The following is a 26,985-nucleotide window of genomic DNA, read 5'->3' as shown; positions in this document are numbered from 1 at the left end:
TCTTGTTCGTTTTTTTTAAAAAACAACTAATTATAAACAGAGTCATTATAAATCTAAGTTGAAAATTTTTTCAACTACCTTTTTAGTTGAGTTTCCGTTTTCAAGATAGCAAAACTTTTCATAAAAAGATTCTAACACACTGTTGTTTTTCGGAATTTCATTCAGTGATTTTATTTGGTCGATTACTTCTTGAGTTATTTTTAATAATGGCCCTGGCGCCTCTTTTTCAAAATCAAAATAGAAACCGCGGAGATTATCTCTATAGTCTTCCAAATCAGGAACAAAAAATAACATAGGTCTTTTTAAATTTGCGTAATCGAAAAATACAGAAGAATAATCAGTTATAAGCAAATCAGATATTAAATACAGATCCCTAATATCTTCGTATAGTGAGCAATCGATAACAAAGCCTTTGTACTTTTCCAAATCAAAGTTCTCTGCGACAAGATAATGCATTCTCAATATAATAACATACTCATCACTAAGAGCTTCTTTCAGCATATCCAGATCAAGATCTAAATCAAATTTATATCTACCTTTTCTATAAAATTTATTGTCTCTCCAGGTAGGGGCATACAATATAACTTTTTTTGTTAAAGGGATATTTAGTTTATTCTTTATATTTTTAATGTAAGAAAGGTTATTTTCTTGATAAAGAATATCATTTCTTGGATAACCTGTCTCTAGCAATTTTTTATTAAAGCGAAAAGCTCTGATAAAGATCTCTGAGGAATATTGATTCGGCGAAATCAAGTAATCCCAATTAGAAGCTTCTTTAACAAAGTTCTTTTTATAACTCTCAGTATTTGTCCCAGGCATTAGCACCTCATCCATATCCATTGCTAATCGCTTGAGAGGGGTTCCGTGCCAAGTCTGAATATAAGTGGTATGAGCAGGTTTCGGAATCCAAAGAGGCAAACGGCTATTAATCACCCAATATTCAGCCCTTGCCATTTTAAACAGCCACTTTATAGATAATCTATCAATATAATGAATTCCCCTATCTTCAAATTGTTTTTTGTAAGCCTTATTTACGCTCCATATAAGATTGTATTCCGGACAATGTTCAATCATATATTCATAGATTGCTCTAGGGTTACAACTAAACTGTTTACCATGGAAACTTTCAAAAATAACAGTACCCTTTTTTACCGGAAGCTTACTCATCAGCAGAAAAAGGATTTTGTAAACTCTTCGCACAGCCTTATTCCTTATACTTTTCAATTTCCCTTTTATCTTCATAAAACAACCACATTTCTTTCGACAATAGTGATATTATAACATTGAAAAATTTTCACAATAACAAAATCTTCCTTTCGAATATTCAACTAGTTAGAAAAAAATAACATTAAAAAGTACTTCTTATTATTATAAGAAGTACTAAAATAGAGTTTTTAGTCACAATTAAATTTAAATTCCTGCAAGCTCTTTCTTGATTTGAGTTGTTGAAATCCCTTCAGTTCGAGGAAGATAAATAACTTCACAGTGTTCTTTCAAAAAATCAAACTTTCCTTCCCAATCGTCACCCATAACAAAAACATCAATATTATGATCAACCACATCATGAACTTTTTGATCCCAGCTATTTTCAGGAATAACTTCATCAACATAACGGATTGTTTCTAAAATCAGTTTTCTATGCTCATAGCTATGGTAAGACTTTTTTTGTTTTTGAAGATTAAATTCATCTGTAGAAATTGCAACAACTAAATAATCTCCAAGCTGTTTCGCACGCTCTAGCAATTTAATATGTCCCCAATGCAATAAATCAAAAGTCCCATAAGTAATGACTTTCTTCATAAAAGTGAAAGCTCCTTTCTAATAAACATACATTATAGTAAAACTGGATAACAAATTGCTTTATCCCTGATCTTTAAATTTGACATCTTTTTAACGAGCTTATGGAACCTAATTATAGCACATAGCCTATAAAAGGTTAAGCAAATGTAAACATAATCTGAAATCCATTTTTTGCATCGTTTTATTGCTGACAGTCCTTCGTTTATAAGTGTTTTAAGCATTGATTTAGAATGTTATTTCCATAAAAACGTGAAAAATTGTTGTTTGTTTTAAATTTTTGTAAAACCCATGTTACATATAGGTTAATAATTTGTGATAAAATAAATCTTAAATAAACGAAAAACGAAGCATTTTTCAACTCTCATGGTTTTTCATAGATAACTAAATCGAATTAAAATGAAGGGAGGCACAAATAATTGCAAACTGAATATGTTCACAATCTTTCTTATGTTAACGGAGACTTAGAGCAATTCATTTCTTATTTAAACACTCATTATATTAGTCAGCATCGGGGAGCAGTTATTTCTACTGTAAATCCTGAAATTGGTTATGCAACAACAAAAGATAAAAATTATCACCATATCATTTCGTCCTCTGATTTTGTGTTACCTGATGGGATTGGAGTTGTTTTATTATCACGTTTAACTCATAACCCTTTACAATCACGAATTGCAGGATACGATGTGTTTATATCATTATTAGAACTTGCTAACCAGTTGTCTAAAAAAATATATTTATACGGAGCAAAAAAAGAAGTTCTGAATGGAGTTATATCTAAGATCAAAAAGGAGTTTCCAAATATAGAAATAGTAGGATACAACGATGGATATTCAGCAGATAAACAATTTGTAGCTAAACAAATATACAAATCAAAACCAGATATGGTCTTTGTAGCTTTAGGATATCCTCATCAAGAAAAGTTCATTCATAACTACAGACATTTATTCCCTAAAGCTATATCTATAGGTTTAGGCGGAAGCTTTGATGTATATAGTGGCAATGTCAAAAGGGCTCCTTCTTGGATGATCCGTTTAAATTTAGAATGGTTCTATCGTTTAGTAACGAATCCATGGCGCTTGAAAAGAATGCTTAGCATTCCAAAATATGCTTTAGCTGTTTTAAACGGAAAGAGGAATGGAAAAACTTTTTATCCAAAGCCTGAAAAAGATCATACAAAACAGATTTAAAAACGAAAACTTTCAAATAAATGGATGATAAAAATGAAAATAAGATCACTACTGGCGAATTGCTATTTGTATTTTTTATCAGCAATCGCCTTTTTTCTGCAATGGGTGAAACCTGAAAGCAAAGTGACCCTCCTGATCTCATTCGAAGCAAACGCAAAAGCGATTCTGGAGGAATATGAACAAGGACAATACTCTTATAAACTTAACATCCTGTATACCCAACAGGCCTCTTCTATTGCCGAGAGCTTCCCGAATGTAGATGCATATTTATTACAAGAAAAAAACCCTATCCATCTCATTAAAGCTGTATACCTAATGTTTAACAGTAAAGTGATCATAACAGATAATTACTTTCTATTAACAAGTGTGTTAAATAAGCGGAAGCAAACGAAATGTATCCAAGTATGGCACGCAAATGGCTCACTCAAAAAATTTGGTTTGGAAGACATTACAAACATGCAACGGACGAAAACTGATATTAAAAGGTTCCAAAAAGTATACAGTTCGTATGATTATTTAACTGTTGGCTCAGAAGAGATGGCAAATATCTTCAAGAAATCATTTGGAATAAAGGATAACCAATTATTAAAAATAGGTGTACCTTTAACAGACCCTTATTACCGAGAAAACAAGAAAAAATTTTCAGATACTCTAAACATACAAAGAAAAAAAATAATCCTCTATGCACCGACATTTAGAGATTATAATATGCAATCAATTCAATTGCCTTTTACAGAAGAACAATTAATTCATCAGTTAAAAGAAGAATATGTTTTATTTGTTAAGCTGCATCCCGCCATTCAGAACAATATTGATATTAAATATTCCAGTGATTATATTAAAGATGTTTCTAACTATGCCTTGTTTGATCTACTCATGGCTGCAGACATATTAATCACTGACTATTCTTCTGTTCCCTTTGAATTTTCGATTTTAAATAAACCCATTCTTTTTTATACTTATGATTTAAAACTTTATCAACAGAAGCGGGGATTGGTTGATAATTATCTTTCCATAATACCTGGAAGAGCCTGCTATGACAGTGAATCATTAATAAATGAAATTCAAACCCCATTTAATTATTCCAAAATAAAAGTTTTTTCCGATAGATGGAATAAGTATTCTGATGGGAATTCAAGCCAAAATTTATTGAATTTCATCGAAAATTTAATAAGCTAAATGATGACACTTGTTCAAAAATAGAACAAGTGTTCTTTTTTCTCTTGACTACCGAACGTATGTTTGCTTTAATGTAATTAGTTGCTTATGGCAGCAAATAATAATAGAGGTGGTAAATTTATGAGAAGAAAAGAACTGTTTGATTTCACCAACATCACGCCAAAATTATTTACTGAACTACGTGTAGCAGACAAAACCGTACTTCAATCATTCAATTTCGATGAGAAAAACCACCAAATTTATACAACCCAAGTCGCAAGTGGATTAGGAAAAGACAACACCCAAAGCTATCGCATAACTCGTCTATCTCTTGAAGGTTTACAATTAGACAGCATGCTGTTGAAACATGGAGGTCATGGTACAAATATAGGAATTGAAAACCGTAATGGCACCATTTATATTTGGTCTCTATACGATAAACCAAACGAAACAGATAAAAGTGAATTAGTTTGTTTCCCATATAAAGCAGGCGCGACTTTAGATGAAAATTCTAAAGAACTTCAGCGATTCTCGAATATGCCTTTCGATCATAGGGTTACACCTGCTCTTGATATGAAGAATAGACAGTTGGCAATTAGACAATACGATACAAAAAATAATAATAATAAACAGTGGGTGACAATCTTTAACCTGGACGATGCAATAGCAAATAAAAACAATCCTCTTTATACTATTAACATTCCTGACGAACTTCATTATTTACAAGGTTTCTTTTTAGATGACGGTTATTTATATTGGTATACAGGAGATACAAACAGCAAAAGCTATCCGAATCTCATAACTGTATTTGATTCCGATAATAAAATAGTGGTGCAAAAAGAAATTACTGTTGGCAAAGACTTGTCCACTAGATATGAGAATAACTTCCGTGAACCGGAAGGGATCTGTATGTACACCAATCCTGAAACTGGGGCAAAATCATTAATGGTGGGAATTACAAGTGGAAAAGAAGGAAATCGTATAAGCAGAATTTATGCATACCATTCTTATGAAAACTTCATGAATCATGTACCTATGCTTCGATCCCCTTTATTAAAAACCGTGGGGCACCAAGATACACCTCCGGAAAGATTTCAACCATTTATTCAAACCTTCATTTTAGAGTATAATGCTCAAAACAAAAAATGGATGGTTCCGACTTCAGGTTATTTACCATCTTACACATCAAATTTAGTCCGAAATATTACTATCAATGCAGATGGAAACTTGCAAGTCACATTAAATGAACGCTATATTAGTTTACTGCATCAATCGATAGAAGGAGATTTCCGCTTAAAACAAAAGGATATCCGAATGGGATCCTGGTATTTTGCCGGCGGAGAAAAATCAAATGTGCTTGAAATAGGTTTTATGAAAGGGAGTACAAAAATCAGACCCGATGATGCAGCCATCTCAAATGCTTCAAGAATGAGTATTTTTATGATTGTTGCGGACAAGATTGAGGTGTGATATACAAATAGGCTGTAGCTATTAAATAGCTACAGCCTATTTGCAACTTTCTAAGTTTTTTATCGATATTCCGGAACATCAAAGTAAAGTGTATAACCGTCCAGCAATGAATACAGGCTGTACATGCGGTTTACTTGTTTGTACGCCCAGCCGATGTCTGTTGCGTATTGATGTGTCGCTGTAGCTGACCATCTCATTTTGTACAGTGTGTCCTGATTGTAAGCTGTGTTGTGGATATACGATGAGCCTATGAATTTAGCTCCGCCGATAATGGCCGCTTCTGGTGTGAACCAGCCTTGCTCGTACGCGTATTTAGCGCCGTAGTAATTCGGGTTGCTGTCGTAGGCGCCAATTCCGTACATGTTATATACGGTTTTTCCGTTATAGGTTAAGCCATTGGCTAAATCAGATGTTCCATTGCCTGTTTCAAGGAGAGCGTGTGAGATTAAGTACAGCTCGTTGATGCCGTATTTATTGGCGGCATCGATAAATGCTTTTGCTTTTCCTGTCAGGATGCCTTTACCCGCAAGCACTTTCTGATTGACTTCAGTAGCGTTTAGTCCGGCCGTCTGTGACAGCTTGAGAAATTGGAAGTAGTATTTGCTGTCTCTGGAAAAGTTATTCGGATCCACGTATTGAACCACTTCATCACTGCTTGCGTTTCGCCAGCCTAAATTAATTTTGGCCCAGCCGTTTGTCTGGCCGATGATTTTTACCTTATCGCCTTTTTTAAATTGGCCGATCACGTTCGTCGGGCTGACTTCCGGCGTTGACCGGATATTTAGTGCATCAGCCGTAACGGTTGATGTTGCTGTATTAATGTACGTGAGCGATACGTAAGCCGCCCCGTCTGTTTGCGGACTTACTGTCATTTGTTTTTGGACCATATCACGAAGCGAGAGATTGTAATTTGTTTTCATGATTTGCGGACCGTTTTTGACTTTCACGATAGATGATGCCCATCCGTATAATTGTTTTAGCTTGGATGATGCCGCAGCAGCTGTATCATTGCCTGTGAACTGTTCGTTTACGCTGATTTTATAAAGCGTATTGCTTTTCGTTGTGTAGCTCGGAGTTAAACCTTGCGATTTAAGATAGGTTAACCCATTGTTCAATGCAGTTTTGCTGCTGAGCTGGGCTGTCACGATTTTGTATTGTGTATATGCAGTCTGGCCTGTTTTTGATGTTGTGACTGCGATTTTATTTTGTTTGAAAAATGTTAAAACGCGGTCAATCTCTTCTTGGCTGATGATAGCTTCAGTTGTGATTTGGTAGCTGCTCGCAGCTGTCTGACCGGTTTTCTGGCTTGCTGCTGATATATGATTCGATTTGAAAAACGTGAGTGCCTGATTGACTTTCGTTTGATCAAGCAGAGATTCGGTTGTGATTTTAAACGTGTCAGCTATTTGTTTTTTGACGGATTTCGCAGAAGCACTCAGCTGATTTTTCTTTAATATGTTCAAACCCTTTGTGACTTTTGATTGGTCTGATGTTTCTTCTGAGATGAGTTGATATTGATTTTCTGCTGTAGTTCCAGCTGTTGTTTTTGTGGCTTTTACTTTTTTCTGAGCAAAGAAGGCTGCTGCTTTGTTTGCTTGCTGCTCGCCTAAAATCTTTGCCGTCGTGATTTGATAAGCTGCAGACGTTGTCGTTTTTTTGACGCTGGATGACGTGTAATGCCATTTTTTCTTTTTAAAGAAAGTGTCTATTTTTTGGAGCTGCTGTTTTGTTATACCCTTCATATTCACGGTATATGATGTGCTTTTTCCAACCTGTTGATAACTGCCGGATACGCCGGTGTTTTTCTTGATTTGGCTGATGGCATCCTTTACTGTATTCAGTCCTTTGAAATAAGCTGATTGGACATTGTATGACTCAACGGTTGTTTTTTGATTGATGGACTTGTAGCTGCCTGTGATGCCAGTGCTCTGTTTCAGCTGCTGCAATAGAGTCTTGGCATTCGCTTCACCTGAAATGGCAGCAGTTGTGAACGTATAATAGGCTTGCCCTTTCACTGTTTCCTTTAATGATGCCTGCAGCCCAGATTCCTTTTGGAAGGCGTTTTTGATCTGCGCTGCTCTGCTGTCTCCCACGATTGTGCCAGACTGAATGGTTGTGACAGACACCGTGTGTGTGATGGGCTGATACGAGCTTTTAATCCCCGTTTGCTTGGCCAGGCTCTGGATAAGCGCCTTGACTTTTGTCTCATCAGCAATGTCTGATGTCATGACGTTCATATAGGGCTGAGCTGCTCCGTAAGCTTTTACAGCGCCAGCCACTCCCGTCTCCTGTTTCAGCTTTGCTAGGATAGTGTTGGCCTGTTTTTCTCCGGAGATGGCACCTGACGATATTGTGACATATGGCTGTTTGCTTCCAACAGGACTTGACGTTCCTGTAATCGATGTCTGTTTGGCGAGTCCGCTCAGTATTGCTTTCGCTTCTGATTCGCTATGAATGCCTGAGGCGGAAATTTGGTAGGTCGTTGTTGTGCCTGAAGCCTGATAGGATGCATCCCAGCCAGTATCTTTTTCCAGTTTGGCGACAGCTTGTGAGGCTTGGCTTTCTGTACTGAATGTATTCGACGGCTCTACTTTATATAGTGAGTAGTCGGTATACGCGGCTGCCTGGGCAGAACCAGACATGGCAAAAAAGGCAAGGGACGCGGCGGATAGAAGCATAGGTGCGATTAGTCTCTTTTTCATTCCTTCTCCTCTTTCTTATTCTATGAGTATATAAAACTAGTTTATTTATCGGCACGCGCATGCTTCATTTATAGGTGAATCACTTCCATTTTCTAATAAAAAAACTTAATCTCGAAGTGAGATTAAGTTTAAATATGAGACACGATAAGGGTACAAGTTCCTTTTATCGTAAAATCGGGCATTTGAGCCGGCAAAATAAAGTGATCGCCTTTTTTGAGCAGACATGTTTTGTCCTCATACATGAGCAAACCGCTTCCTTCTATCACGCTGCAAATCAGAAAGGATTCATCCTGAGCCATTTCAGCTTCGCCATTGATGTCCCATTTATACACCGAAAAATATTCCCCTTGGACAAATGTTTTAATGGTTATGCCTTTTCTTGATTCTGTCGATTCATCTATATACCCGTCCACATGAGGAACCGTAGCCGCATTGACCGCTTTGGCAAAATGAAGCTCTCTCGGACTTCCGTTGCTATCAAGACGGTCATAATCGTACACCCGGTATGTGGCATCAGAATTTTGCTGAGTCTCTAAAACAAGGGCCCCCTTGCACAATGCATGCAGCGTTCCGCTCGGCACATAATAGAAATCACCCGGTTTAATTTTGATTCTTCGCAGCAGGCCCTCCCAGTCACCGCTGTTGATCATTGTGACAAGTTCGGTTTTTGAGCGGGCCGTATGCCCGTAAATGATTTCTGCGTTTTCCTTACAGTCGATAATGTACCAGCATTCCGTCTTGCCGAGTTCTCCCTCTTCGTTTTCTCCGGCATAGTAGTCATCAGGGTGAACTTTAATTGACGTATCTTCCTTCACATCCAGCAGCTTTGTCAGAAGCGGGAACCGATCCCCCTCTACGCCGCCGAATACTTCACGGTGCTCTTCCCAAAGCTCGATCAATGTCTTTCCTTTATACGGGCCATTTGCAACAGTGCTCGGTCCTTTTGGGTGAGCGGAAATGGCCCAGCATTCCCCCGTTGTTTCTGAAGGAATACTGTATCCAAATCTATCTCGTAAAGCGGTTCCGCCCCAGATTTTTTCTTTAAACACAGGCGTTAGAAAAATCGGTGATTGCGTCATGATCCGTACCCCTCCCCTGTAAATAACTGATCATCATTTTCCCGGTGCGCCCCTCTTACAAACGCCCGTATAAGCTGTCTTTTTTCCGATGACAACATATGTACAAAGCATCATCTTTTCACTACCCCTTCAAAGAAAACGCTTCCTATCTATTATATCACGTCGAAAAGAAGCTTTGTTTCAGCCTTTTCCTCGATAAGAATAATTCTCCTTTTTTGATACAAATTAATAAAAACCGTCAATCTGTTTACGAAGGAGAGAAACTATGCAAATCGACTCTGATCTCCAGAACAATTTAAACACACTGAAAAAAACATTGGGACAAAACGACGATATGATGTTTTATACATTTGCTTTCGGAGATAGCAGACAAAAGGCGTGTTTACTGTATATTGACGGTCTGACAGAGAATAAAATGCTGGCGCAATACGTCATTTCTCCTTTACAAAAAGAGGCGTTAGCCCATAAGGAAAGCTCGATTGAAGACTTATCCGCCTTTTTTTTCGGCTTTCACCACAGCGTTGTTTCTACAATGAAAGAAATAGAGCAACTCGTTTTTTCAGGTCAAGCCATTTTGCTCGCTGATGGCTATCGCGGAGGATTAGCTTTCGACACAAAGTCAGTCGCAACACGCAGTCTTGATGAACCCTCCTCCGAAGTCGTGGAACGCGGCCCTAAAATAGGATTTATTGAAAAACTGCGGACAAACACGGCGCTTATACGTGAACGGACGAGTGACCCTAATCTTGTCATCAAAGAAATGACACTCGGAAAAAGGACGAAAAAGAAAATCGCTGTCGCTTATATTCAGGATATCGCCCCCGATTATGTCGTCAAAGAAGTGTTTAAAAGGCTGAAATCAGTCAATATAGATAATTTGCCGGAATCGGGGACGCTTGAACAGCTGATTGAAGACGAACCATTTTCAATTTTCCCCACGATTTTAAGTACAGAACGGCCAGATCGTGTAGAGGCTGCTCTATTAGAAGGACGAGTATCCATATTAGTGGATGGTACGCCGTTTGCTTTGATTGTACCGGCTACGGTTGACGAATTTATTCATTCGCCCGATGATTACAGCCAGCGCTGGATCCCAATGTCACTTGTACGCCTTCTTCGTTATTCCAGCATCCTGATCACCATTTATTTGCCCGGTCTGTATATTTCTCTCGTTTCTTTTCACACCGGGCTGTTGCCGACTAGAATGGCCATTTCCATTGCAGGCAGCAGGCTTAACGTACCGTTCCCGCCTTTTATAGAGGCCTTTATCATGATCTTTACGATCGAATTGATTCGAGAAGCCGGATTAAGGCTGCCTAAGCCGATTGGACAGACAATTGGCCTTATCGGCGGGGTCGTCATCGGACAGGCAGCTGTTCAGGCACAAATTGTCAGTGCGCTTATGGTCATTGTCGTTTCTGTCACAGCACTGGCATCCTTTACCGTTCCTTCATACGCCTATAACTTTCCGCTGCGGATCATTCGGATCGGGGTTATGATAAGTGCAACAGCGCTTGGCATGTATGGCGTTATAATGGTTTATCTGTTTGTGATCGGCCATCTCATGCGCCTGAAAAGCTTTGGACAGGATTACATTATCCCGATCATGGCGCAGCCTGGACAGGATTTGAAAGACACAGTCATCCGTATTCCCACGATGTTTTTAAAAAGAAGACCGACACGAAACGATCCCGAAGATAACATCAGACAAAGGTGATGGCTATGAGGAAATCAGAGCATAAACTGACATTTATGCAGACGCTCATTATGATCAGCAGCACACTGATCGGTGCCGGGGTGCTGACCCTTCCCCGCTCAGCTGCCGAAACCGGCAGTCCGAGCGGATGGCTTATGATACTGCTGCAGGGCGTTATTTTTATTATCATTGTTCTGCTTTTTTTGCCTTTCCTTCAAAAAAACAGCGAAAAAACCCTTTTTAAGCTCAACAGCATTGTAGCTGGAACATTCATCGGCTTTCTATTGAATTTATATATCTGTCTATATTTCATTGGGATTGTTTGCTTTCAAGCTCGGATTTTGGGAGAGGTTGTCGGATTCTTTTTGTTGAAAAACACGCCAATGGCAGTTGTTGTGTTTATATTTCTTGCAGTTGCCATCTATCATGTGGGCGGAGGCGTTTATTCAATTGCAAAAGTATACGCTTATATTTTTCCTATAACCCTTATTATTTTTATGATGCTTCTGATGTTCAGCTTTCGCTTGTTCCAGTTCGATTTTATCCGGCCTGTTTTTGAAGGAGGCTATCAAAGTTTTTTCTCTTTATTCCCAAAAACACTTTTATATTTCTCAGGATTTGAAATCATCTTTTATCTCGTCCCATTTATGAGAGATCCGAAGCAAGCGAAAAAGGCTGTTGCTTTTGGGATCGGGACTTCTACAGTGTTCTACAGCATTACTTTGTTCATTGTGATTGGCTGTATGACTGTGGCTGAGGCAAAAACGGTGACATGGCCGACCATTTCCCTCATCCACGCATTAGAGGTTCCGGGTATTTTTATTGAACGATTTGATTTGTTCTTACAGCTGACCTGGACAGCTCAGCAATTTACCTGTATGCACGGATCCTTCAAAGGCGCCCATATCGGGTTAACGGAAATCTTTCATCTAAAAAATAAAAACAATGCTTGGCTGCTGACTGCAATGCTGGTTGCGACGTTTTTCATAACGATGTATCCCAAGGACTTGAATGACGTGTTTTATTACGGGACGCTTCTTGGATATGCTTTCTTAATTGTGATTGCAATTCCATTCTTCGTCTGGCTTTTAAGCTGGGTACAGAAAAAACTTGGGAGGAGTCAGCTGCAATGAAAACAGCAACAAAATTCTCCGTCATGTTTTTTATGCTGCTGGCCCTCTGCGGGTGCTGGGATGTCAAAGATATCGAGCAACTATCCTTCGCCAGAGGGCTGGCGATCGATGAGACAGATGATCACCAGTACAAACTGACGTATCAAAACCTTCTTCCCCAAAGCGAAGACAGCCAATCATCCGGAAAACCCGAATTTGTTAATGTGACGTCCTACGGGAAAACGATCCTGGAAGCAGTCAGTGACGTATCCATCAAGGACCCTCCTGTTTATAGCGATCATTTAAAAGTGATTCTTTTGGGAGAAAAACTGATGAGGAATCAAAATGTAGACCAAGTCTTCAACCACTTTATCCGGGATGATGAGCTGCGGCGAAGCAGCTATTTGATGGCAGCCCGAGGGAATGCAGCTGATGTTTTCACAAAAGGAAACCCCAATCAGCAGCAGCCGATGCCCTCAGAAAAACTGATTGATTTGACAACTCACAGCGGATATAACGGTAAGATTATCATACCGCTGCGCATCGGCAGAGCATCTATATACTCTCAGAACGGGTACAGTTATCTTATTCAAGCCGTGAAAAACCAAAAGGGAAAAGCCAAGTATGACGGTTCAGGCGTTATCAAAAGAGGCAGCAATAAACTCGTTGGGTTTCTTTCAGCTGATGAAACCCAAACACTGACATGGGTCATGGGGACGATCCAAGGCGGTGTCATGCCAACGACAGATAAAGGACATCCGATTACGTTTGAAATTAAAAAGTCGAAAACGAAAATTAAGCCCGTCATTGAAAACGGAAAGCCTGTCTTTCAGATTTCTGTTAAAACAAAGGGCATCCTGACAGAAGACCAAAACCCGAATGAAAACTCCTTTAGCAAAAGATATTTGCACAGGCTGGAGAACATTTTTGAGAAAAAGCTTGAACGAGACGTAAAGCAGGTAATGGATAAACTGCAGCACGAGTATAAAACCGATCCGGTCTTTTTATCAGACCACATAAGGATTCAACACCCTGACTACTGGAATAAAGTAAAAGGGCATTGGGATGAAATATTTTCTGAGGCTGATTTTAAGTACGATATTTCTTTTAAAATCATTAACTTTGGCACTGTGGGAAAGTAAGCAATCAAAAGGGTGCGCATGATCGCGCACCCTTTTTTATGTTCCGACAGTCTGCTGTTTTCCAGCTGATCCTCCCTGCCCGTTTTTGTTTCTTAAGTCCTGCTCAATTTCTTCAAGGCTTTTTCCCTTTGTCTCTGTCACTTTAAAACGGACAAATAAGAACGCCATGATACCGATCGCCGCATAAATCAGGAATAAATAACTGATGCCGATCGCTTCCATTAATATTGGATAGGTTAATGAAACAATCAATGTCCCAACGTGCAGCATCAAGGTAGATACCCCGGTTCCGATCCCTCTGACGTGAAGGGGGAACAATTCAGGAAGCATCACCCACACAACCGGTCCCCAGCTGACTGCAAAGACAACAATAAAGACACCTAAACAAATGACGGTCGTCCATGAGGCAGCAGGAGTGTTATCGAAAAAGAGATTTACTAAAGCGAGAACGATCAAGCTGATCACCATTCCCGCATTCCCGAATAGCAGTAACGGCTTTCTTCCAATCTTGTCGATGATTTTAATCGCTACTAATGTCATGAGAACATTGACTGTGCCGATTCCGACTGTGCCTAAAATCGAAGCGGAATTTCCGAATCCGACGTTTGTAAAGGTCTTTGGCGCATAGTAGATGATCGTATTCGTTCCGATAAATTGCTGCAAAAAAGCGAGTCCCAAACCTGCAATAAGCGCTGGGCGCACCCATGGATCGAACAGCTCCTTCAGGCCGCCTTCATCCTGCTTTTCCGCTTCTTTTATATCATGTATTTCCTGATCAATATCTTTTGTGCCACGCAATTTTTCAAGAATTTTCTTTGCTTTGCTTTCTTCGCCATTCGTGAACAGCCAGCGCGGGCTCTCCGGCATAAACAAAATGCCAATGAGCAAGAGCAATGACGGCACAGCAGCCAATCCAAGCATCCAGCGCCACGCTTCGGCATCGGCAAATATGTAATTGACAATGTAAGAAAGAAGGATGCCGACCGTGATCATCAGCTGATTCAGCGATGACAGCGCCCCGCGTTTATGTTTTGGCGCCAGTTCAGATAAATAAAGGGGCACGATTGTCGTCGATGTTCCGACTGCAAGTCCCAAAATGATGCGAAACAGCACCATGACTCCCTTATTTGGGGCAAGTGCCACACCAAGACCGCCTATACAAAACAGCAGCGCGGCTGCCATAATTGCTTTTTTTCTTCCGAAACGGTCAGTCAGCTTGCCGGCCGCTCCTGAGCCTAATATCGCCCCAACCAGCAAGGAGCTGACAACAAGACCTTCTGTAAACGCGTTTAAGCCTAACTCCTTTTTCATAAATAAAATAGCTCCGGAAATCACTCCGGTATCATAGCCATATAACGCGCCTCCAAGAGCTCCGAAAAAATAAAGCCATATATTTGACTGCTTTTTCATAAAAATGACTCCCTTTCTCCATCAGCTGCAATGACATTGTCTGTGGGATTTTTTTAGAAATCTTTTAGCCTCTTTTTCCGGCTATTAAACCTTTTTATTTTGCTGATCATAGGTTTTCCAATCATTTACTTGTATTTTTTTCAATGTCACTGAAACATTTTACCTGCTGCGGCGTCCAATATAAGGTGATTCAGCACATCATCATTATCAATTTTCAAAAACAAGAACTTATAAATATAGGAATATTTATCGAAAAATGTCTTTCGAGGAGTTGCCCCATGGCAAATAGAATGGTACGCTTCAAATATTAAAGAAACGTGAGGTATTGATATATGGAAGAACGAACACAACGCAGAAAGAAAAAGAGAAAACTGAGAAAATGGGTGAAAGTCGTTGCCGGTTTAATGGCTTTTCTAGTCATTGCGGCAGGCTCTGTCGGCGCCTACGCTTTTGTAAAGCTGAACAATGCTTCTAAGGAAGCTCACGTCAGCCTTGCACGCGGAGAACAATCCGTAAAACGGATCAAAGAATTTGATCCTGGAAAAGATTCATTTTCTGTATTGCTCTTAGGAATTGATGCCAGGGAGAAAAACGGCGAGACCGTCGATCAGGCAAGAAGTGACGCGAATGTGCTGGTTACATTTAATCGGAAAGAAAAAACAGCTAAAATGCTGAGCATTCCGCGTGATGCCTATGTAAATATCCCAGGCCACGGGTATGATAAATTCACACATGCTCACGCCTACGGCGGCGTTGACCTGACTGTGAAAACAGTTGAACAAATGCTGGATATTCCCGTCGATTATGTCGTAGAAAGCAATTTCACGGCTTTTGAAGACGTCGTAAACGAGTTAAATGGCGTCAAAGTAACTGTAAAAAGCGATAAAGTCATTCAGCAAATCAAAAAAGATACAAAAGGTAAAGTCGTTCTTCAAAAAGGAACACATACGCTTGATGGGGAAGAAGCGCTCGCTTACGTAAGAACACGTAAAGCGGACAGTGACCTTTTACGCGGGCAAAGACAAATGGAAGTGCTGAGCGCCATTATAGATAAATCAAAATCATTGAGCTCAATTCCGGCTTATGATGATATTGTGGATACGATGGGGCAAAATTTAAAAATGAACTTATCTCTTAAAGATGCCATCGGCCTGTTCCCGTTCATCACTTCATTGAAATCAGTTGAGTCTATTCAGCTGACGGGTTATGATTATGAACCTGCCGGAGTCTATTATTTCAAATTGAATCAGCAAAAGCTGCAGGAAGTTAAAAAAGAGCTGCAAAACGATTTAGGTGTATAATGAACGGGATGGCGATTACGCCATCCCGTTTTACATATTTCCTTGTTGAAAATTATCAAAGTAACGTTTAGCCTTAATTTATATGGATTATGTTTCACAGGCAAGCTGAACATACTACACGAAGCAGCTTCATTTTTAAGGAGGTTCCCCTACATATGAAATGTATTGCGATTGATTTAGACGGAACATTACTGAATAAAGAAAGCGTCATTTCTGCGGAAAACAGAGAGGCGATCAAGCGGGCCGTTGATGCCGGCATCCTCGTCACCATTTGCACGGGAAGAGCGACATTTGATGTAAAAGCACTGCTGAATGACTTGGACATCCCTATCATTGCAGCTAATGGCGGCACGATCCATGACACGGGTTACCGTTTGATCAGCCGGACATTAATGGATCAGGAAGCCGGTAAAGCGATTGCTGATTACTTACTTTCAAAAAACATTTACTTTGAGGTATATACAGATGACCATCTGCTATCTCCTTTTGACGGCGAAGCTAAGCTGCACGCGGAGCTTGACATTCTAAAGAGCGCAAACCCAAACGAGCAGACGGATGAATTGTGGCAGGGAGCCATGACTCAATTCAAACAGTTTGGCATTAAACCAATTCCTCATATCGAATCGGTTTTTGACGGCGGTGAAAACATTTATAAGCTTCTTTGCTTCTCCTTTGATATGGACAAGCTGAAACAAGCGAAGGAAGAACTGAAGCATCATAAAAAACTGGCGCAAACTTCTTCAGGAAAACATATTATCGAAATCCTGCCGGCCTCATCAGGAAAAGGACGCGCGTTAACAAAGCTGGCTGACATATACGGAATTGAAACACAGGATATCTATGCGATCGGCGATAGTCCAAACGATTTGTCCATGTTTGAAGTCGCCGGACACCGAATCGCCATGGAAAATGCGATTGATGAATTAAAAGAAAAAAGCACCTTTGTCACAAAAAGCAATGACGAAAATGGTGTGGCCTACTTTATAGACCAGCTTCTTTCAGGCCAATATGCATAAAGAAAAGACTCCAGAGATTGGAGTCTTTTTCTTTTATTGCACCCGTATACTTCCTGCGTATTTATCCTTCCAATATGTGCTCGTGTTCATATTGGTGATGGTCACGCCGTTTGATAATGTGACATGAACAACTTGTCCGTTTCCGATATAGATGGAGGGATTTAAGCTTGTTGATTGAAAGAACACAATGTCTCCCGGCTTCAGGTCCGCCTTCTCAATCTTAGTTCCGGCATTGTACTGGCTTGTTGCGTATCGAGGCAGGGAAATACCAGCTGCTTTCTGGTATACATATTGGACAAATCCAGCTGTATCAAATCCTGTCTCAGGTGTTACTCCGCCCTGTTTATAAGGTACTTCTCCGACATAAAGCGTCGCTTCGGAAACAATCGGATTTTCTTTCGGGATTGTCAGGTTGTCAAATCGGCGAATACCCGTCATCTTCGATTTCCAGTAATCCTCTGACAAATAGGAAATGGTTACTTTTTCTGACCGGCTTGCCTGAATGAACCTGCCTGCGCCCGCATAAATGCCTGCATGTGAAATTCCCGTTTTATACGTATTACTGAAATAGACGACATCACCAGGCTTTATGTTCTGAGGGGCTACCTTCTCGCCCACTGCCCACTGCTGTTCGGCTGATCGTGGCAGATAAATGCCGAGTGCCTGTTGAAACACATATTGCACAAGCCCCGAGCAATCAAAGCCCTCTGACGGCGTGCTTCCGCCAAACACATATGGGACACCGATATATTTTTCAGCCTCCTGTACGACAGGAACATCAGCCGTTGCCGGATCGGCAGCGATTCGTCTCGCCCCGATATAAGTTCCGCTCCAATAGCTGCTTTTTTTGTAATTGGTGATGATAACCCCTTTTGACTGTGTACTGTGAACCATTTGGCCGTCTCCGATATAAAGGGCGTCATGTGTCGGAACAGTGCCGGTGCTTCCCTCTTTCTTGAAAAACAAAATATCACCCGGCTTCAGGTTTTCCGGCTTTACAGCTGTTCCGATTTTATACTGGTCGTTTACAGATCTCGGCAGATGAATATCAGCCTTACTGAACACATATTGTATCAATCCTGATGGATCGAAACCCTCTTTCGGCGTTTCCCCGCCATATTTATACTGATATCCAAGCAGGTTTTTTGCTTCGCTGACAATCAATTCTGATGATGTATCAGCTTCCGCAATCTCCGCTTTTGTCATAATTGGAACCAAAAAACAAATGATAACCGCCACAAGCAAAAACTTCTTCCAGTTTGCCAGTGTGTTCACTTTTATTATCTCCTCCTCTTTTTGCAGTTTTAACATCGGTATTTTTTTGAATATGTTAAGAGACTTTTTGATATTTTTACATAATGAATATGCTGGGCAAATAAAAAGAGAGTGTCTCATCAGACACTCTCTTTTTTGAATTATTTATTGGCGTTTACCGGTTCTTCCTGCTGTTGGATTTTATTCATTTCCATATCAATCTTCTGTTTTTCCTGATCTGTCAGCTGATCATTGAATTTAAAAGCTGACATAAACATGAACACGATGGCTACGGCAACAAATGGCCAGATGGCTTTGACAAATTTCATCTTTATCACTCCGTTTATTTAGATTTTAGTTTGTCACTATGATCAATATCAAACGTCAGTTTTCCGTCTTCTACTTTCCAAGCGAAATTAGAGTCTTTCGTCAGTTCGCGAATAATGGTTTTCTGTTTAAGGCTGTCTTTTTTCACAGGTGCAGGTGTCGCTTCATGGATGTCGATCGGTGTCACTTCAAAGCGTCCTGTTCCATTTTTCTTCAGGTGATACTGAACCAGTGCACTGTCTCTTGTTCTCGTCCAGCCTTGGTCAAAGACAAAGTTGCCGAGGCTGTAGAAAATGACGGTTCCGTTATATACTTCAATCGGTTCTAAGACGTGCGGATGATGGCCGACGATGATGTCAGCTCCCGCATCAGACATGGCTCTTGCAAGCTGGCGCTGGCGGTCATTTGGATCATTGTCATACTCTTGTCCCCAGTGTGACTGCACAACAACAATGTCAGCATGTTTTTTCGCTTCTGAAATCATAGGGATGAAGATTTCAGGATCTGCGGGAAGCACGCCCGGCGTATTCTTTTTAGCCGCGAAACCTTTCCCGGACACATCGGTAAAGCCAAGCGTTGCAATCGTTACCCCGTTGACTTTCTGGTACGAAATTTTCTTTTTCGCATCACTTAAGCTGTATCCCGCTCCAACGATATCAAGGTTTTGCTTCGCAAATTCTCCAAGTGTATCTTTCATGCCCTGAACGCCGTAATCCATTGCGTGGTTGTTGGCGCTGTTGAGAACTGTGAAATTCATGTCCTTCAAGACTTTTACTGATTCCTTATTCGTCTGCAGATGAATCTTTTTATCTGCTTGTTTATAATTCTTTTGATAGGTTACCGGGTTTTCAAAGTTTCCTGCTACATAATCCGAAGCTCTAAAGATCGGTTCAACATATTGAAAAATACTGTCTGCCCCTTTTTGCTCCGTTACTTTTTCAACATAGCGTCCCATCATAATATCGCCTACAAATGAGGCTGAGAGTACGTCGTCAGAATACGTTTTGACCTTCGGCGTTTCCGCTTTTCCCGCCCACATGAAAGCGAACATAAGGACAAAAACGATCGGAATGGCAATAAATACGTGCTTATTGGTTTTCTTTTTTTGCTGTTTTGTCAGCTTTAGCAGCTTTTCATGAAAGCTCAGTTCTTTTTTCATCGTTTGACACACCTTACATTAAATTAAGTAGTAAACAAACATGATTGCAAAGGTCGCTCCGCTCAATAGCAGCGTGCTTCCGAACGTAATAGTTAAACCTTGTTTCTGAATGGTATTGGCAATTAAACCTGGCACGATGATGCCGATTCCTCTAAATTCTGCGATTTCAAATGGTACAATCGGGTATAGAAAATCAAATGCGATTTTCAGTACGATCCCTGTTATCAGCATGGCAGCGAATTTTCTGCGTCCGTACAAAATCATAAATTTGGATAAACCGTATTTCACAATGACATACGTGAGCAAGCTCACTAGCAAAACAAGTAAAATAAAGACCGGCTGATTAAACACAAGTCCTAAATATCCCGGTACAACAAGTCCTGCCGGCACGATCCCTGTTTTTTCCGCAAAAATTAAACTGAGTAGTACACCTAAAATTAGTGCGATGTATAAATCTGATCCGAACATGTCTGCATTTCCCCCTAGCTTACGAGCTGCTTTACCTTGTATTCGTGGATTTTTTCAATTAAAGGCTCTGCGGCACCATGAATATTGCCGACGCCATATATGACACGGTTGTGCATTCTTTTCTTTAACAATTCCATAATTTCATCTGTTGACTTATACTCTAGATCATGCAGTTTGTCTGCAGGAATTTTGCCTTCTTCGTAGGCTTTTACGATCGGTTCTGTTGTTTCACCGATTAAGATTAGTTCACTTGCTTCAATATAAGGCAATACGTCATTTGCGAATTGCTGTGTCCGATCGACACGGTCTGCGCGGCAGTTCATGATGATGATCGGATCATCGGTCGGGTAACCGATTTCTTTTACACGTTTCCATATATTCAAAGTAGAAGAAGCGTCGTTTGCGGCAAACCCATTAACAAAGTGCCCAGGCTCGCTCGGACTGATCAGCGGAAGAATTCTCATTGCTCCCGGATCTGGCGGCGCATTCAGCATTCCCTTAAATGCTGTTTCTTCGTCAATGCCGAGTGCTTGAGCCACACCCAGCGCCAGAGAAGCGTTATCAGGGAATACCATGTATTCAAATTTACGTAAATATTCATCTGTAATTTTTGAGTTATCAGCAATGATGACTTTTGTGTTTCGTTCTTTTGCTTTTTGTTTAAAGAACTCGGTATATTCACTATCTGTAATGACAAGATGGCCATTATAAGGAATTGTAGCGGTAAACGCTTCTGCAATTTCATCAAGCGTCGGCCCCATGACATCCATATGGTCTTCTAAAACATTCACAATGACGCCGATATTGGCCTGCAGAAGTTCTTCCTGAAAGATGATTTGATAATCTGGGTTAACAGCCATGCATTCACTGACAATCGCGTTAGCCCCTCTTTCTACTGTTTCTCTCATGACTTCTTTTTGCTCTCCGATATTCGGCCCCTGAGGTTTCCGTTTAATCGGCTTTTCCTCCGGTGTGTCCCAGTAAATCATTCTTGCATCTGTTCCTGTTGTTTTTCCAACAGTCTTGTAACCGGCTTCTATTAATATTCCGGTTGTCAGCCTTGTCACAGTCGATTTTCCGCGGATGCCGTTAATATTCACCCGAACAGGGAGGGCATCAATGTTTTTCTGATGTCGTCGTTTTTCTAATATTCCGATGACCAGTATGACAGCACAGGCTATAATGAGTAACCACATTGCTTTTCGACATCTCCTTCTATATTGTTGTAAATTCATTCATCAGTATATAGAATCACTATGAATTCTCAATCGGCATTATGTAACATAATCTTCCCTAATCGACTAAGCCAAACTTCTCTTTTGAAAGAGATTTTATACCTACAAACTGTTTTCTATTTTTGGAAAACAGCAGGACTTACACCTTATCACTTTTTTTAAAAATCAAATAGAATGCGCTTTCATTTTTCTCCTGATATCCTTCTGGACGTATAGTCACACCCCGCTGTTTGTATTTAATATGCATTTCAAATCAATCTTTTTTTCAGCCTGTGTTATCAAGCATCTCCTGCTATCATGCGTGTTTCCGGTTCTTATGAACACAAAATAGTTTTATCCTGTTTCTTAAGGACAAGGTCATAATGTCATCCTTTCTGCATGGAAGCGGCAATATTAGGCCCATTCCAAAATGACTAATGGGACCAGCCATGAAAACGCTAAACATACGAGTCCGAATTCTCTAACATAATTAAACATTTTCTGGGATGATAGTCTTTTCTGTTTCTCACCATTTACAGGTCTAAACGCATGACTTTGAAACAATTTTAATAAAACTTAATATTTGTTCAAGAAATCTTCATCCATATTTGTGAAGACTTTGTCAAAAAAAGAGTGAAAACCTTAAATTTTTCAATTATATATACAATTTACAAGTAGATTTCTTTTGATATTTTTATTGCTAACTTCGGATTGTTCATGATAATCTATCTATGTAAACGGTTACATAAACAAGGAGGAGCTGTTTTGGCTACAATTAAAGATGTTGCCGGAGCGGCGGGCGTTTCAGTTGCGACGGTTTCCCGCGTCCTGAATGATAACGGCTATGTACACGAAGAAACGCGAACGCGTGTCATAGCGGCGATGGCGAAGCTGAACTATTACCCGAACGAAGTCGCCAGATCTCTATATAAAAGAGAATCCCGACTGATCGGACTTTTGCTCCCGGATATCACAAACCCTTTCTTCCCCCAGCTTGCCCGCGGTGCGGAGGATGAATTGAACCGGGAAGGCTATCGCCTTATTTTCGGCAACAGTGACGAGGAATTGAAAAAAGAACTTGAATACCTTCAAACCTTTAAGCAAAATCATGTCGCAGGCATTATTGCCGCAACAAATTACCCGGATCTCGAGGAATACAGCGGCATGAATTATCCAGTTGTTTTTCTGGACAGAACACTTGAAGGGGCTCCTTCTGTGTCCAGTGACGGCTATACAGGAGGAAAGTTAGCCGCTCAGGCTATCATTCACGGAAAAAGCCAGCGCATTACGCTCTTGAGAGGACCCGCTCACCTGCCGACCGCTCAAGATCGATTTAACGGTGCTTTGGAAATCTTAAAGCAGGCTGAAGTTGATTTTCAGGTCATTGAGACGGCTTCATTTTCAATTAAAGATGCACAATCGATGGCGAAGGAGCTGTTTGCCGCTTATCCAGCGACAGATGGTGTGATCGCGAGTAATGATATTCAAGCCGCTGCCGTTTTACATGAAGCATTGCGGCGCGGAAAAAACGTGCCGGAGGACATTCAAATTATCGGCTATGATGACATTCCGCAAAGCGGACTTCTGTTCCCGCCACTTTCTACAATTAAACAGCCCGCATATGATATGGGGAGAGAAGCTGCCAAACTGCTTTTGGGTATCATCAAAAAACAGCCGCTGGCAGAAACGGCAATTCAAATGCCTGTCACCTATATAGGAAGAAAGACGACAAGAAAGGAAGATTAAGATGCGTAATATTTGTGTGATTGGTAGCTGTTCTATGGATTTAGTGGTCACCTCGGACAAACGCCCAAAAGCCGGTGAAACGGTTCTTGGCACGTCATTTCAGACTGTGCCGGGCGGCAAAGGAGCAAATCAGGCCGTTGCCGCAGCCAGACTTGGGGCGCAAGTGTTTATGGTCGGCAAGGTCGGAGACGATCATTATGGAACAGCTATTTTGAATAATCTCAAAGCTAACGGCGTTTGCACTGACTATATGGAACCGGTTACACATACGGAAAGCGGAACCGCTCATATTGTGCTTGCTGAAGGCGACAACAGCATTGTCGTTGTCAAAGGCGCGAACGATGACATCACCCCAGCGTATGCGTTAAACGCACTCGAACAGATTGAAAAAGTCGATATGGTGCTGATTCAGCAGGAAATCCCAGAAGAAACGGTTGATGAGGTGTGCAAATACTGCCATTCTCACGATATCCCGATCATGCTAAACCCAGCACCGGCCCGCCCGCTCAAGCAGGAAACAATTGATCACGCCACCTATCTGACGCCGAATGAACACGAGGCTTCGATTTTATTCCCTGAGCTTACCATTTCTGAAGCTCTGGCGCTTTATCCGGCAAAGCTCTTTATTACGGAAGGAAAACAAGGCGTCCGCTATTCGGCTGGCAGCAAAGAGGTGCTCATCCCGTCCTTCCCTGTTGAGCCCGTTGATACAACCGGAGCCGGTGATACGTTTAACGCAGCCTTTGCCGTGGCCCTGGCTGAGGGAAAAGATATTGAAGCCGCATTGCGGTTTGCCAATCGTGCCGCTTCCCTTTCTGTCTGTTCCTTCGGTGCCCAAGGCGGAATGCCGACAAGAAATGAAGTAGAGGAGCTGCTTTCATGAAAAAACACGGTATACTGAACAGCCATCTTGCCAAGATTTTAGCCGAACTTGGCCACACTGATAAAATTGTCATCGCGGATGCCGGACTGCCGGTTCCTGACGGCGTTTTGAAAATTGATCTTTCACTGAAGCCGGGCCTTCCGGCTTTCCAAGATACAGCGGCAGTACTCGCTGACGAGATGGTCATCGAAAAAGTCATTGCTGCAGCTGACATAAAAGCAGCCAATCAGGAGAATGCGAAATTTCTAGAAAATCTTTTCTCTGAACAAGAGATTGAATACCTTTCTCACGAGGAGTTTAAGCTGCTGACAAAAGAAGCAAAGGCAGTCATAAGAACAGGAGAATTCACACCATATGCCAACTGCATCCTGCAGGCGGGTGTGCTTTTCTAGAAAGGAGGATGAAACATGCAGATTGAAATGAAAGACATTCATAAAGCATTTGGAAAAAACCAGGTGCTGTCAGGCGTTTCCTTTCAGCTCATGCCCGGCGAGGTTCACGCATTAATGGGAGAAAACGGCGCCGGCAAGTCCACGCTTATGAACATTTTGACAGGCCTGCACAAAGCAGATAAAGGTCAAATCAGCATAAACGGAAACGAAACGTATTTTTCCAATCCGAAAGAAGCGGAACAGCATGGAATAGCCTTTATCCATCAGGAATTGAATATCTGGCCGGAAATGACCGTTCTTGAGAATCTATTTATCGGTAAAGAGATATCCTCCAAGCTGGGCGTCTTACAAACAAGAAAAATGAAAGCGCTAGCAAAGGAGCAGTTTGACAAACTCTCCGTCTCTCTTTCTCTTGATCAAGAAGCCGGTGAATGTTCGGTCGGACAGCAGCAAATGATCGAAATCGCAAAAGCGCTTATGACAAATGCCGAGGTCATCATTATGGATGAACCGACCGCAGCGTTGACTGAACGTGAAATCAGCAAGCTCTTTGAGGTCATTACAGCGTTAAAAAAGAACGGCGTCTCCATTGTCTATATTTCGCATCGCATGGAAGAAATTTTTGCGATTTGCGACAGAATTACCATCATGCGTGACGGAAAAACGGTGGATACAACAAACATCTCAGAAACTGATTTTGATGAAGTCGTCAAAAAAATGGTCGGACGGGAGCTGACTGAACGATATCCAAAACGCACTCCTTCTCTCGGTGACAAAGTATTCGAGGTGAAAAATGCCTCCGTAAAAGGGAGTTTTGAAGATGTCAGCTTTTATGTTCGTTCCGGTGAAATCGTCGGTGTTTCAGGATTAATGGGAGCGGCCGGACAGAAATGATGAGAGCGCTGTTCGGTGTTGACAGGCTGGACACGGGTGAGATATGGATCGCTGGGAAAAAAACGGCTATTAAGAACCCGCAGGAAGCCGTGAAAAAAGGTCTCGGCTTTATTACAGAGAATCGCAAGGATGAAGGGCTTCTGCTCGACACCTCGATCCGCGAAAATATTGCCCTGCCCAATCTGTCCAGCTTCTCACCAAAGGGCCTCATTGATCATAAGCGGGAGGCTGAATTTGTCGATCTGTTAATCAAACGCCTCACTATCAAAACAGCATCACCGGAAACGCACGCACGCCATTTATCAGGAGGAAACCAGCAAAAAGTGGTGATAGCCAAGTGGATCGGCATCGGACCGAAAGTGCTTATCTTGGATGAGCCAACAAGAGGTGTGGATGTTGGCGCCAAACGAGAGATTTATACGCTGATGAATGAGCTGACCGAACGCGGCGTCGCTATCATCATGGTGTCATCAGAGCTGCCTGAAATTCTGGGAATGAGCGATCGGATTATCGTTGTCCATGAAGGCAGAATCAGCGGAGAAATCCATGCGCGAGAAGCGACACAAGAACGAATTATGACACTTGCCACGGGAGGGCGGTAATATGAAAACGGAACAACTGCAAACAGAACAAAAACGCATTCACTTCGACGGAGTCATGCAAAAACTCGGCCCATTTCTTGGTTTATTTATTCTCGTTATCATTGTATCTATTTTAAATCCCAGCTTTCTTGAACCGCTGAATATTTTAAACCTGCTTCGCCAGGTCGCCATTAACGGATTAATCGCGTTCGGAATGACCTTTGTCATTTTGACAGGCGGCATTGATCTTTCTGTCGGCGCTATTCTTGCCCTGTCCAGTGCTTTAGTTGCGGGGATGATTGTGTCCGGTGTCGATCCGGTTCTCGCGATCATCCTTGGCTGTATCATTGGTGCCGTACTAGGCATGATCAACGGATTATTGATTACTAAAGGAAAAATGGCGCCCTTTATCGCCACGCTTGCGACCATGACTGTGTTTCGCGGACTGACGCTAGTGTATACAGATGGAAATCCGATTACCGGACTTGGCACAAACTACGCTTTTCAGATGTTCGGACGCGGTTACTTTTTAGGCATTCCTGTACCGGCAATTACGATGGTTCTTGCCTTTGTCATCCTTTGGGTGCTTCTTCATAAAACACCATTCGGACGCCGAACGTACGCTATCGGCGGCAACGAAAAAGCCGCGCTCATTTCAGGCATCAAAGTGACGCGCGTGAAAGTGATGATCTATTCTTTAGCCGGGCTTTTATCCGCTCTTGCAGGTGCCATATTGACTTCCCGCCTGCATTCGGCCCAGCCGACTGCGGGAGAATCGTACGAACTTGATGCTATCGCGGCAGTCGTCTTAGGAGGGACAAGTCTTTCCGGCGGCCGCGGACGCATTGTCGGCACGTTGATCGGGGTCCTGATCATCGGCACACTTAATAACGGGCTTAATCTGCTTGGCGTTTCATCATTTTATCAGCTGGTTGTCAAAGGGATTGTTATCTTGATTGCGGTATTATTAGACCGCAAGAAGTCAGCTTAGGAG

Annotated in this window: 21 protein-coding genes and 2 pseudogenes; 13 read left to right on the top strand and 10 right to left on the bottom strand. The window is 41.4% G+C overall.

Annotated features, from left to right (window positions below; genetic code table 11):
- Positions 1-45 precede the first annotated feature (45 nt).
- Positions 46-1,239, bottom strand: a pseudogene (locus NYE22_RS02640) (CDP-glycerol glycerophosphotransferase family protein); the annotation flags it as partial.
- A gap of 171 nt (positions 1,240-1,410) precedes the next feature.
- Positions 1,411-1,800 (bottom strand): glycerol-3-phosphate cytidylyltransferase, encoded by a 390-nt coding sequence (gene tagD / locus NYE22_RS02635; RefSeq protein WP_134983313.1) that lies wholly within the window; start codon positions 1,798-1,800, stop codon positions 1,411-1,413.
- Between the two features lie 416 nt (positions 1,801-2,216).
- Between tagD and NYE22_RS02630 the strand changes: the two genes are divergently transcribed.
- The 3 genes from NYE22_RS02630 to NYE22_RS02620 all read left to right on the top strand — a co-directional run bounded on the left by NYE22_RS02630 (position 2,217) and on the right by NYE22_RS02620 (position 5,615).
- A complete protein-coding gene (locus NYE22_RS02630) occupies positions 2,217-2,987 on the top strand; it encodes a WecB/TagA/CpsF family glycosyltransferase (protein WP_161986322.1) in 771 nt (256 codons plus the stop codon).
- Positions 2,988-3,020: 33 nt separating this feature from the next.
- Positions 3,021-4,166 (top strand): teichoic acid glycerol-phosphate primase, encoded by a 1,146-nt coding sequence (gene tagB / locus NYE22_RS02625; protein WP_064671512.1) that lies wholly within the window; start codon positions 3,021-3,023, stop codon positions 4,164-4,166.
- A gap of 120 nt (positions 4,167-4,286) precedes the next feature.
- Entirely contained in the window at positions 4,287-5,615 is a 1,329-nt protein-coding gene (locus NYE22_RS02620) for a hypothetical protein (RefSeq protein ID WP_064671511.1), read from the top strand.
- Between the two features lie 59 nt (positions 5,616-5,674).
- On the opposite strand, the gene lytD is transcribed toward NYE22_RS02620, so the two are convergent.
- Positions 5,675-8,317 (bottom strand): beta-N-acetylglucosaminidase LytD, encoded by a 2,643-nt coding sequence (gene lytD, locus NYE22_RS02615; protein WP_286317335.1) that lies wholly within the window; start codon positions 8,315-8,317, stop codon positions 5,675-5,677.
- Positions 8,318-8,445: 128 nt separating this feature from the next.
- A complete protein-coding gene (gene manA / locus NYE22_RS02610) occupies positions 8,446-9,396 on the bottom strand; it encodes a mannose-6-phosphate isomerase, class I (protein WP_161621176.1) in 951 nt (316 codons plus the stop codon).
- A gap of 265 nt (positions 9,397-9,661) precedes the next feature.
- Between manA and gerBA the strand changes: the two genes are divergently transcribed.
- The 3 genes from gerBA to gerBC are packed head-to-tail and all read left to right on the top strand — an operon-like array spanning position 9,662 to position 13,346.
- A complete protein-coding gene (gene gerBA / locus NYE22_RS02605; protein WP_038829878.1) occupies positions 9,662-11,113 on the top strand; it encodes a spore germination protein GerBA in 1,452 nt (483 codons plus the stop codon).
- Positions 11,114-11,118: 5 nt separating this feature from the next.
- A complete protein-coding gene (gene gerBB / locus NYE22_RS02600; protein ID WP_342412274.1) occupies positions 11,119-12,225 on the top strand; it encodes a spore germination protein GerBB in 1,107 nt (368 codons plus the stop codon).
- On the top strand, positions 12,222-13,346 hold the full coding sequence (gerBC, locus tag NYE22_RS02595; protein ID WP_342412273.1) for a spore germination protein GerBC: 1,125 nt from the start codon (positions 12,222-12,224) through the stop codon (positions 13,344-13,346). The genes gerBB and gerBC overlap by 4 nt, the downstream gene beginning before the upstream one ends.
- Positions 13,347-13,382: 36 nt before the next feature.
- On the opposite strand, the gene NYE22_RS02590 is transcribed toward gerBC, so the two are convergent.
- Entirely contained in the window at positions 13,383-14,756 is a 1,374-nt protein-coding gene (locus NYE22_RS02590; RefSeq protein ID WP_070547904.1) for a sugar porter family MFS transporter, read from the bottom strand.
- 332 nt (positions 14,757-15,088) lie between these two features.
- Here NYE22_RS02590 and tagT point away from each other — a divergent pair, with 332 nt between their 5' ends.
- The gene (gene tagT, locus NYE22_RS02585) at positions 15,089-16,057 is read left to right on the top strand and encodes a polyisoprenyl-teichoic acid--peptidoglycan teichoic acid transferase TagT (protein ID WP_161621173.1); all 969 of its coding nucleotides are present in this window, start codon (positions 15,089-15,091) and stop codon (positions 16,055-16,057) included.
- A gap of 155 nt (positions 16,058-16,212) precedes the next feature.
- Positions 16,213-17,073 carry a 5-amino-6-(5-phospho-D-ribitylamino)uracil phosphatase YwtE gene (gene ywtE, locus NYE22_RS02580; RefSeq protein WP_021480751.1) on the top strand — a complete coding sequence of 287 codons (861 nt, stop codon included), beginning with the start codon at positions 16,213-16,215 and terminating at the stop codon, positions 17,071-17,073.
- A gap of 33 nt (positions 17,074-17,106) precedes the next feature.
- Here the strand turns inward: ywtE and pgdS are convergent, their stop codons facing one another.
- From pgdS to pgsB, 5 genes are all read right to left on the bottom strand, one after another.
- Entirely contained in the window at positions 17,107-18,348 is a 1,242-nt protein-coding gene (pgdS, locus tag NYE22_RS02575; RefSeq protein WP_003242751.1) for a gamma-DL-glutamyl hydrolase, read from the bottom strand.
- A gap of 140 nt (positions 18,349-18,488) precedes the next feature.
- Positions 18,489-18,656: an extrachromosomal elements maintenance protein EdmS gene (gene edmS, locus NYE22_RS02570; protein ID WP_003227896.1), complete on the bottom strand. Its 168-nt coding sequence runs from the start codon at positions 18,654-18,656 to the stop codon at positions 18,489-18,491.
- Positions 18,657-18,670: 14 nt separating this feature from the next.
- On the bottom strand, positions 18,671-19,813 hold the full coding sequence (gene pgsA, locus NYE22_RS02565; protein WP_003227891.1) for a capsular polyglutamate synthetase PgsA: 1,143 nt from the start codon (positions 19,811-19,813) through the stop codon (positions 18,671-18,673).
- Positions 19,814-19,831: 18 nt separating this feature from the next.
- A complete protein-coding gene (gene pgsC, locus NYE22_RS02560) occupies positions 19,832-20,281 on the bottom strand; it encodes a poly-gamma-glutamate biosynthesis protein PgsC (RefSeq protein WP_003227889.1) in 450 nt (149 codons plus the stop codon).
- 14 nt (positions 20,282-20,295) lie between these two features.
- Positions 20,296-21,477: a poly-gamma-glutamate synthase PgsB gene (gene pgsB, locus NYE22_RS02555; RefSeq protein WP_003227883.1), complete on the bottom strand. Its 1,182-nt coding sequence runs from the start codon at positions 21,475-21,477 to the stop codon at positions 20,296-20,298.
- A 783-nt stretch (positions 21,478-22,260) separates the two neighbouring features.
- Between pgsB and NYE22_RS02550 the strand changes: the two genes are divergently transcribed.
- From NYE22_RS02550 to rbsC, 5 genes and pseudogenes are all read left to right on the top strand, one after another.
- Positions 22,261-23,241 carry a LacI family DNA-binding transcriptional regulator gene (locus tag NYE22_RS02550; protein ID WP_015714821.1) on the top strand — a complete coding sequence of 327 codons (981 nt, stop codon included), beginning with the start codon at positions 22,261-22,263 and terminating at the stop codon, positions 23,239-23,241.
- A 1-nt stretch (position 23,242) separates the two neighbouring features.
- On the top strand, positions 23,243-24,124 hold the full coding sequence (gene rbsK / locus NYE22_RS02545) for a ribokinase (RefSeq protein WP_015251074.1): 882 nt from the start codon (positions 23,243-23,245) through the stop codon (positions 24,122-24,124).
- Positions 24,121-24,516 carry a D-ribose pyranase gene (rbsD, locus tag NYE22_RS02540; protein ID WP_161986313.1) on the top strand — a complete coding sequence of 132 codons (396 nt, stop codon included), beginning with the start codon at positions 24,121-24,123 and terminating at the stop codon, positions 24,514-24,516. The genes rbsK and rbsD overlap by 4 nt, the downstream gene beginning before the upstream one ends.
- A gap of 15 nt (positions 24,517-24,531) precedes the next feature.
- Positions 24,532-26,012, top strand: a pseudogene (gene rbsA, locus NYE22_RS02535) (ribose ABC transporter ATP-binding protein RbsA).
- A gap of 1 nt (position 26,013) precedes the next feature.
- On the top strand, positions 26,014-26,982 hold the full coding sequence (gene rbsC, locus NYE22_RS02530; RefSeq protein WP_003227873.1) for a ribose ABC transporter permease RbsC: 969 nt from the start codon (positions 26,014-26,016) through the stop codon (positions 26,980-26,982).
- Positions 26,983-26,985: the final 3 nt, after the last annotated feature.

This window comes from Bacillus sp. FSL K6-1560, from assembly GCF_038592935.1.
Taxonomy (GTDB): domain Bacteria; phylum Bacillota; class Bacilli; order Bacillales; family Bacillaceae; genus Bacillus; species Bacillus subtilis.
Note: the sequence above shows the minus strand (reverse complement) of the source record. Positions and strands in the feature narration are given on the sequence as shown.

Coding starts and splice junctions, on each gene's coding strand:
- tagD (WP_134983313.1), bottom strand. CDS start 1,800: ATGAAGAAAGTCATTACTTATGGGACTTTTGATTTATTGCATTGGGGA.
- tagB (WP_064671512.1), top strand. CDS start 3,021: ATGAAAATAAGATCACTACTGGCGAATTGCTATTTGTATTTTTTATCA.
- NYE22_RS02620 (WP_064671511.1), top strand. CDS start 4,287: ATGAGAAGAAAAGAACTGTTTGATTTCACCAACATCACGCCAAAATTA.
- lytD (WP_286317335.1), bottom strand. CDS start 8,317: ATGAAAAAGAGACTAATCGCACCTATGCTTCTATCCGCCGCGTCCCTT.
- manA (WP_161621176.1), bottom strand. CDS start 9,396: ATGACGCAATCACCGATTTTTCTAACGCCTGTGTTTAAAGAAAAAATC.
- gerBA (WP_038829878.1), top strand. CDS start 9,662: ATGCAAATCGACTCTGATCTCCAGAACAATTTAAACACACTGAAAAAA.
- gerBB (WP_342412274.1), top strand. CDS start 11,119: ATGAGGAAATCAGAGCATAAACTGACATTTATGCAGACGCTCATTATG.
- gerBC (WP_342412273.1), top strand. CDS start 12,222: ATGAAAACAGCAACAAAATTCTCCGTCATGTTTTTTATGCTGCTGGCC.
- NYE22_RS02590 (WP_070547904.1), bottom strand. CDS start 14,756: ATGAAAAAGCAGTCAAATATATGGCTTTATTTTTTCGGAGCTCTTGGA.
- tagT (WP_161621173.1), top strand. CDS start 15,089: ATGGAAGAACGAACACAACGCAGAAAGAAAAAGAGAAAACTGAGAAAA.
- ywtE (WP_021480751.1), top strand. CDS start 16,213: ATGAAATGTATTGCGATTGATTTAGACGGAACATTACTGAATAAAGAA.
- edmS (WP_003227896.1), bottom strand. CDS start 18,656: ATGAAATTTGTCAAAGCCATCTGGCCATTTGTTGCCGTAGCCATCGTG.
- pgsA (WP_003227891.1), bottom strand. CDS start 19,813: ATGAAAAAAGAACTGAGCTTTCATGAAAAGCTGCTAAAGCTGACAAAA.
- pgsC (WP_003227889.1), bottom strand. CDS start 20,281: ATGTTCGGATCAGATTTATACATCGCACTAATTTTAGGTGTACTACTC.
- pgsB (WP_003227883.1), bottom strand. CDS start 21,477: ATGTGGTTACTCATTATAGCCTGTGCTGTCATACTGGTCATCGGAATA.
- rbsK (WP_015251074.1), top strand. CDS start 23,243: ATGCGTAATATTTGTGTGATTGGTAGCTGTTCTATGGATTTAGTGGTC.
- rbsD (WP_161986313.1), top strand. CDS start 24,121: ATGAAAAAACACGGTATACTGAACAGCCATCTTGCCAAGATTTTAGCC.
- rbsC (WP_003227873.1), top strand. CDS start 26,014: ATGAAAACGGAACAACTGCAAACAGAACAAAAACGCATTCACTTCGAC.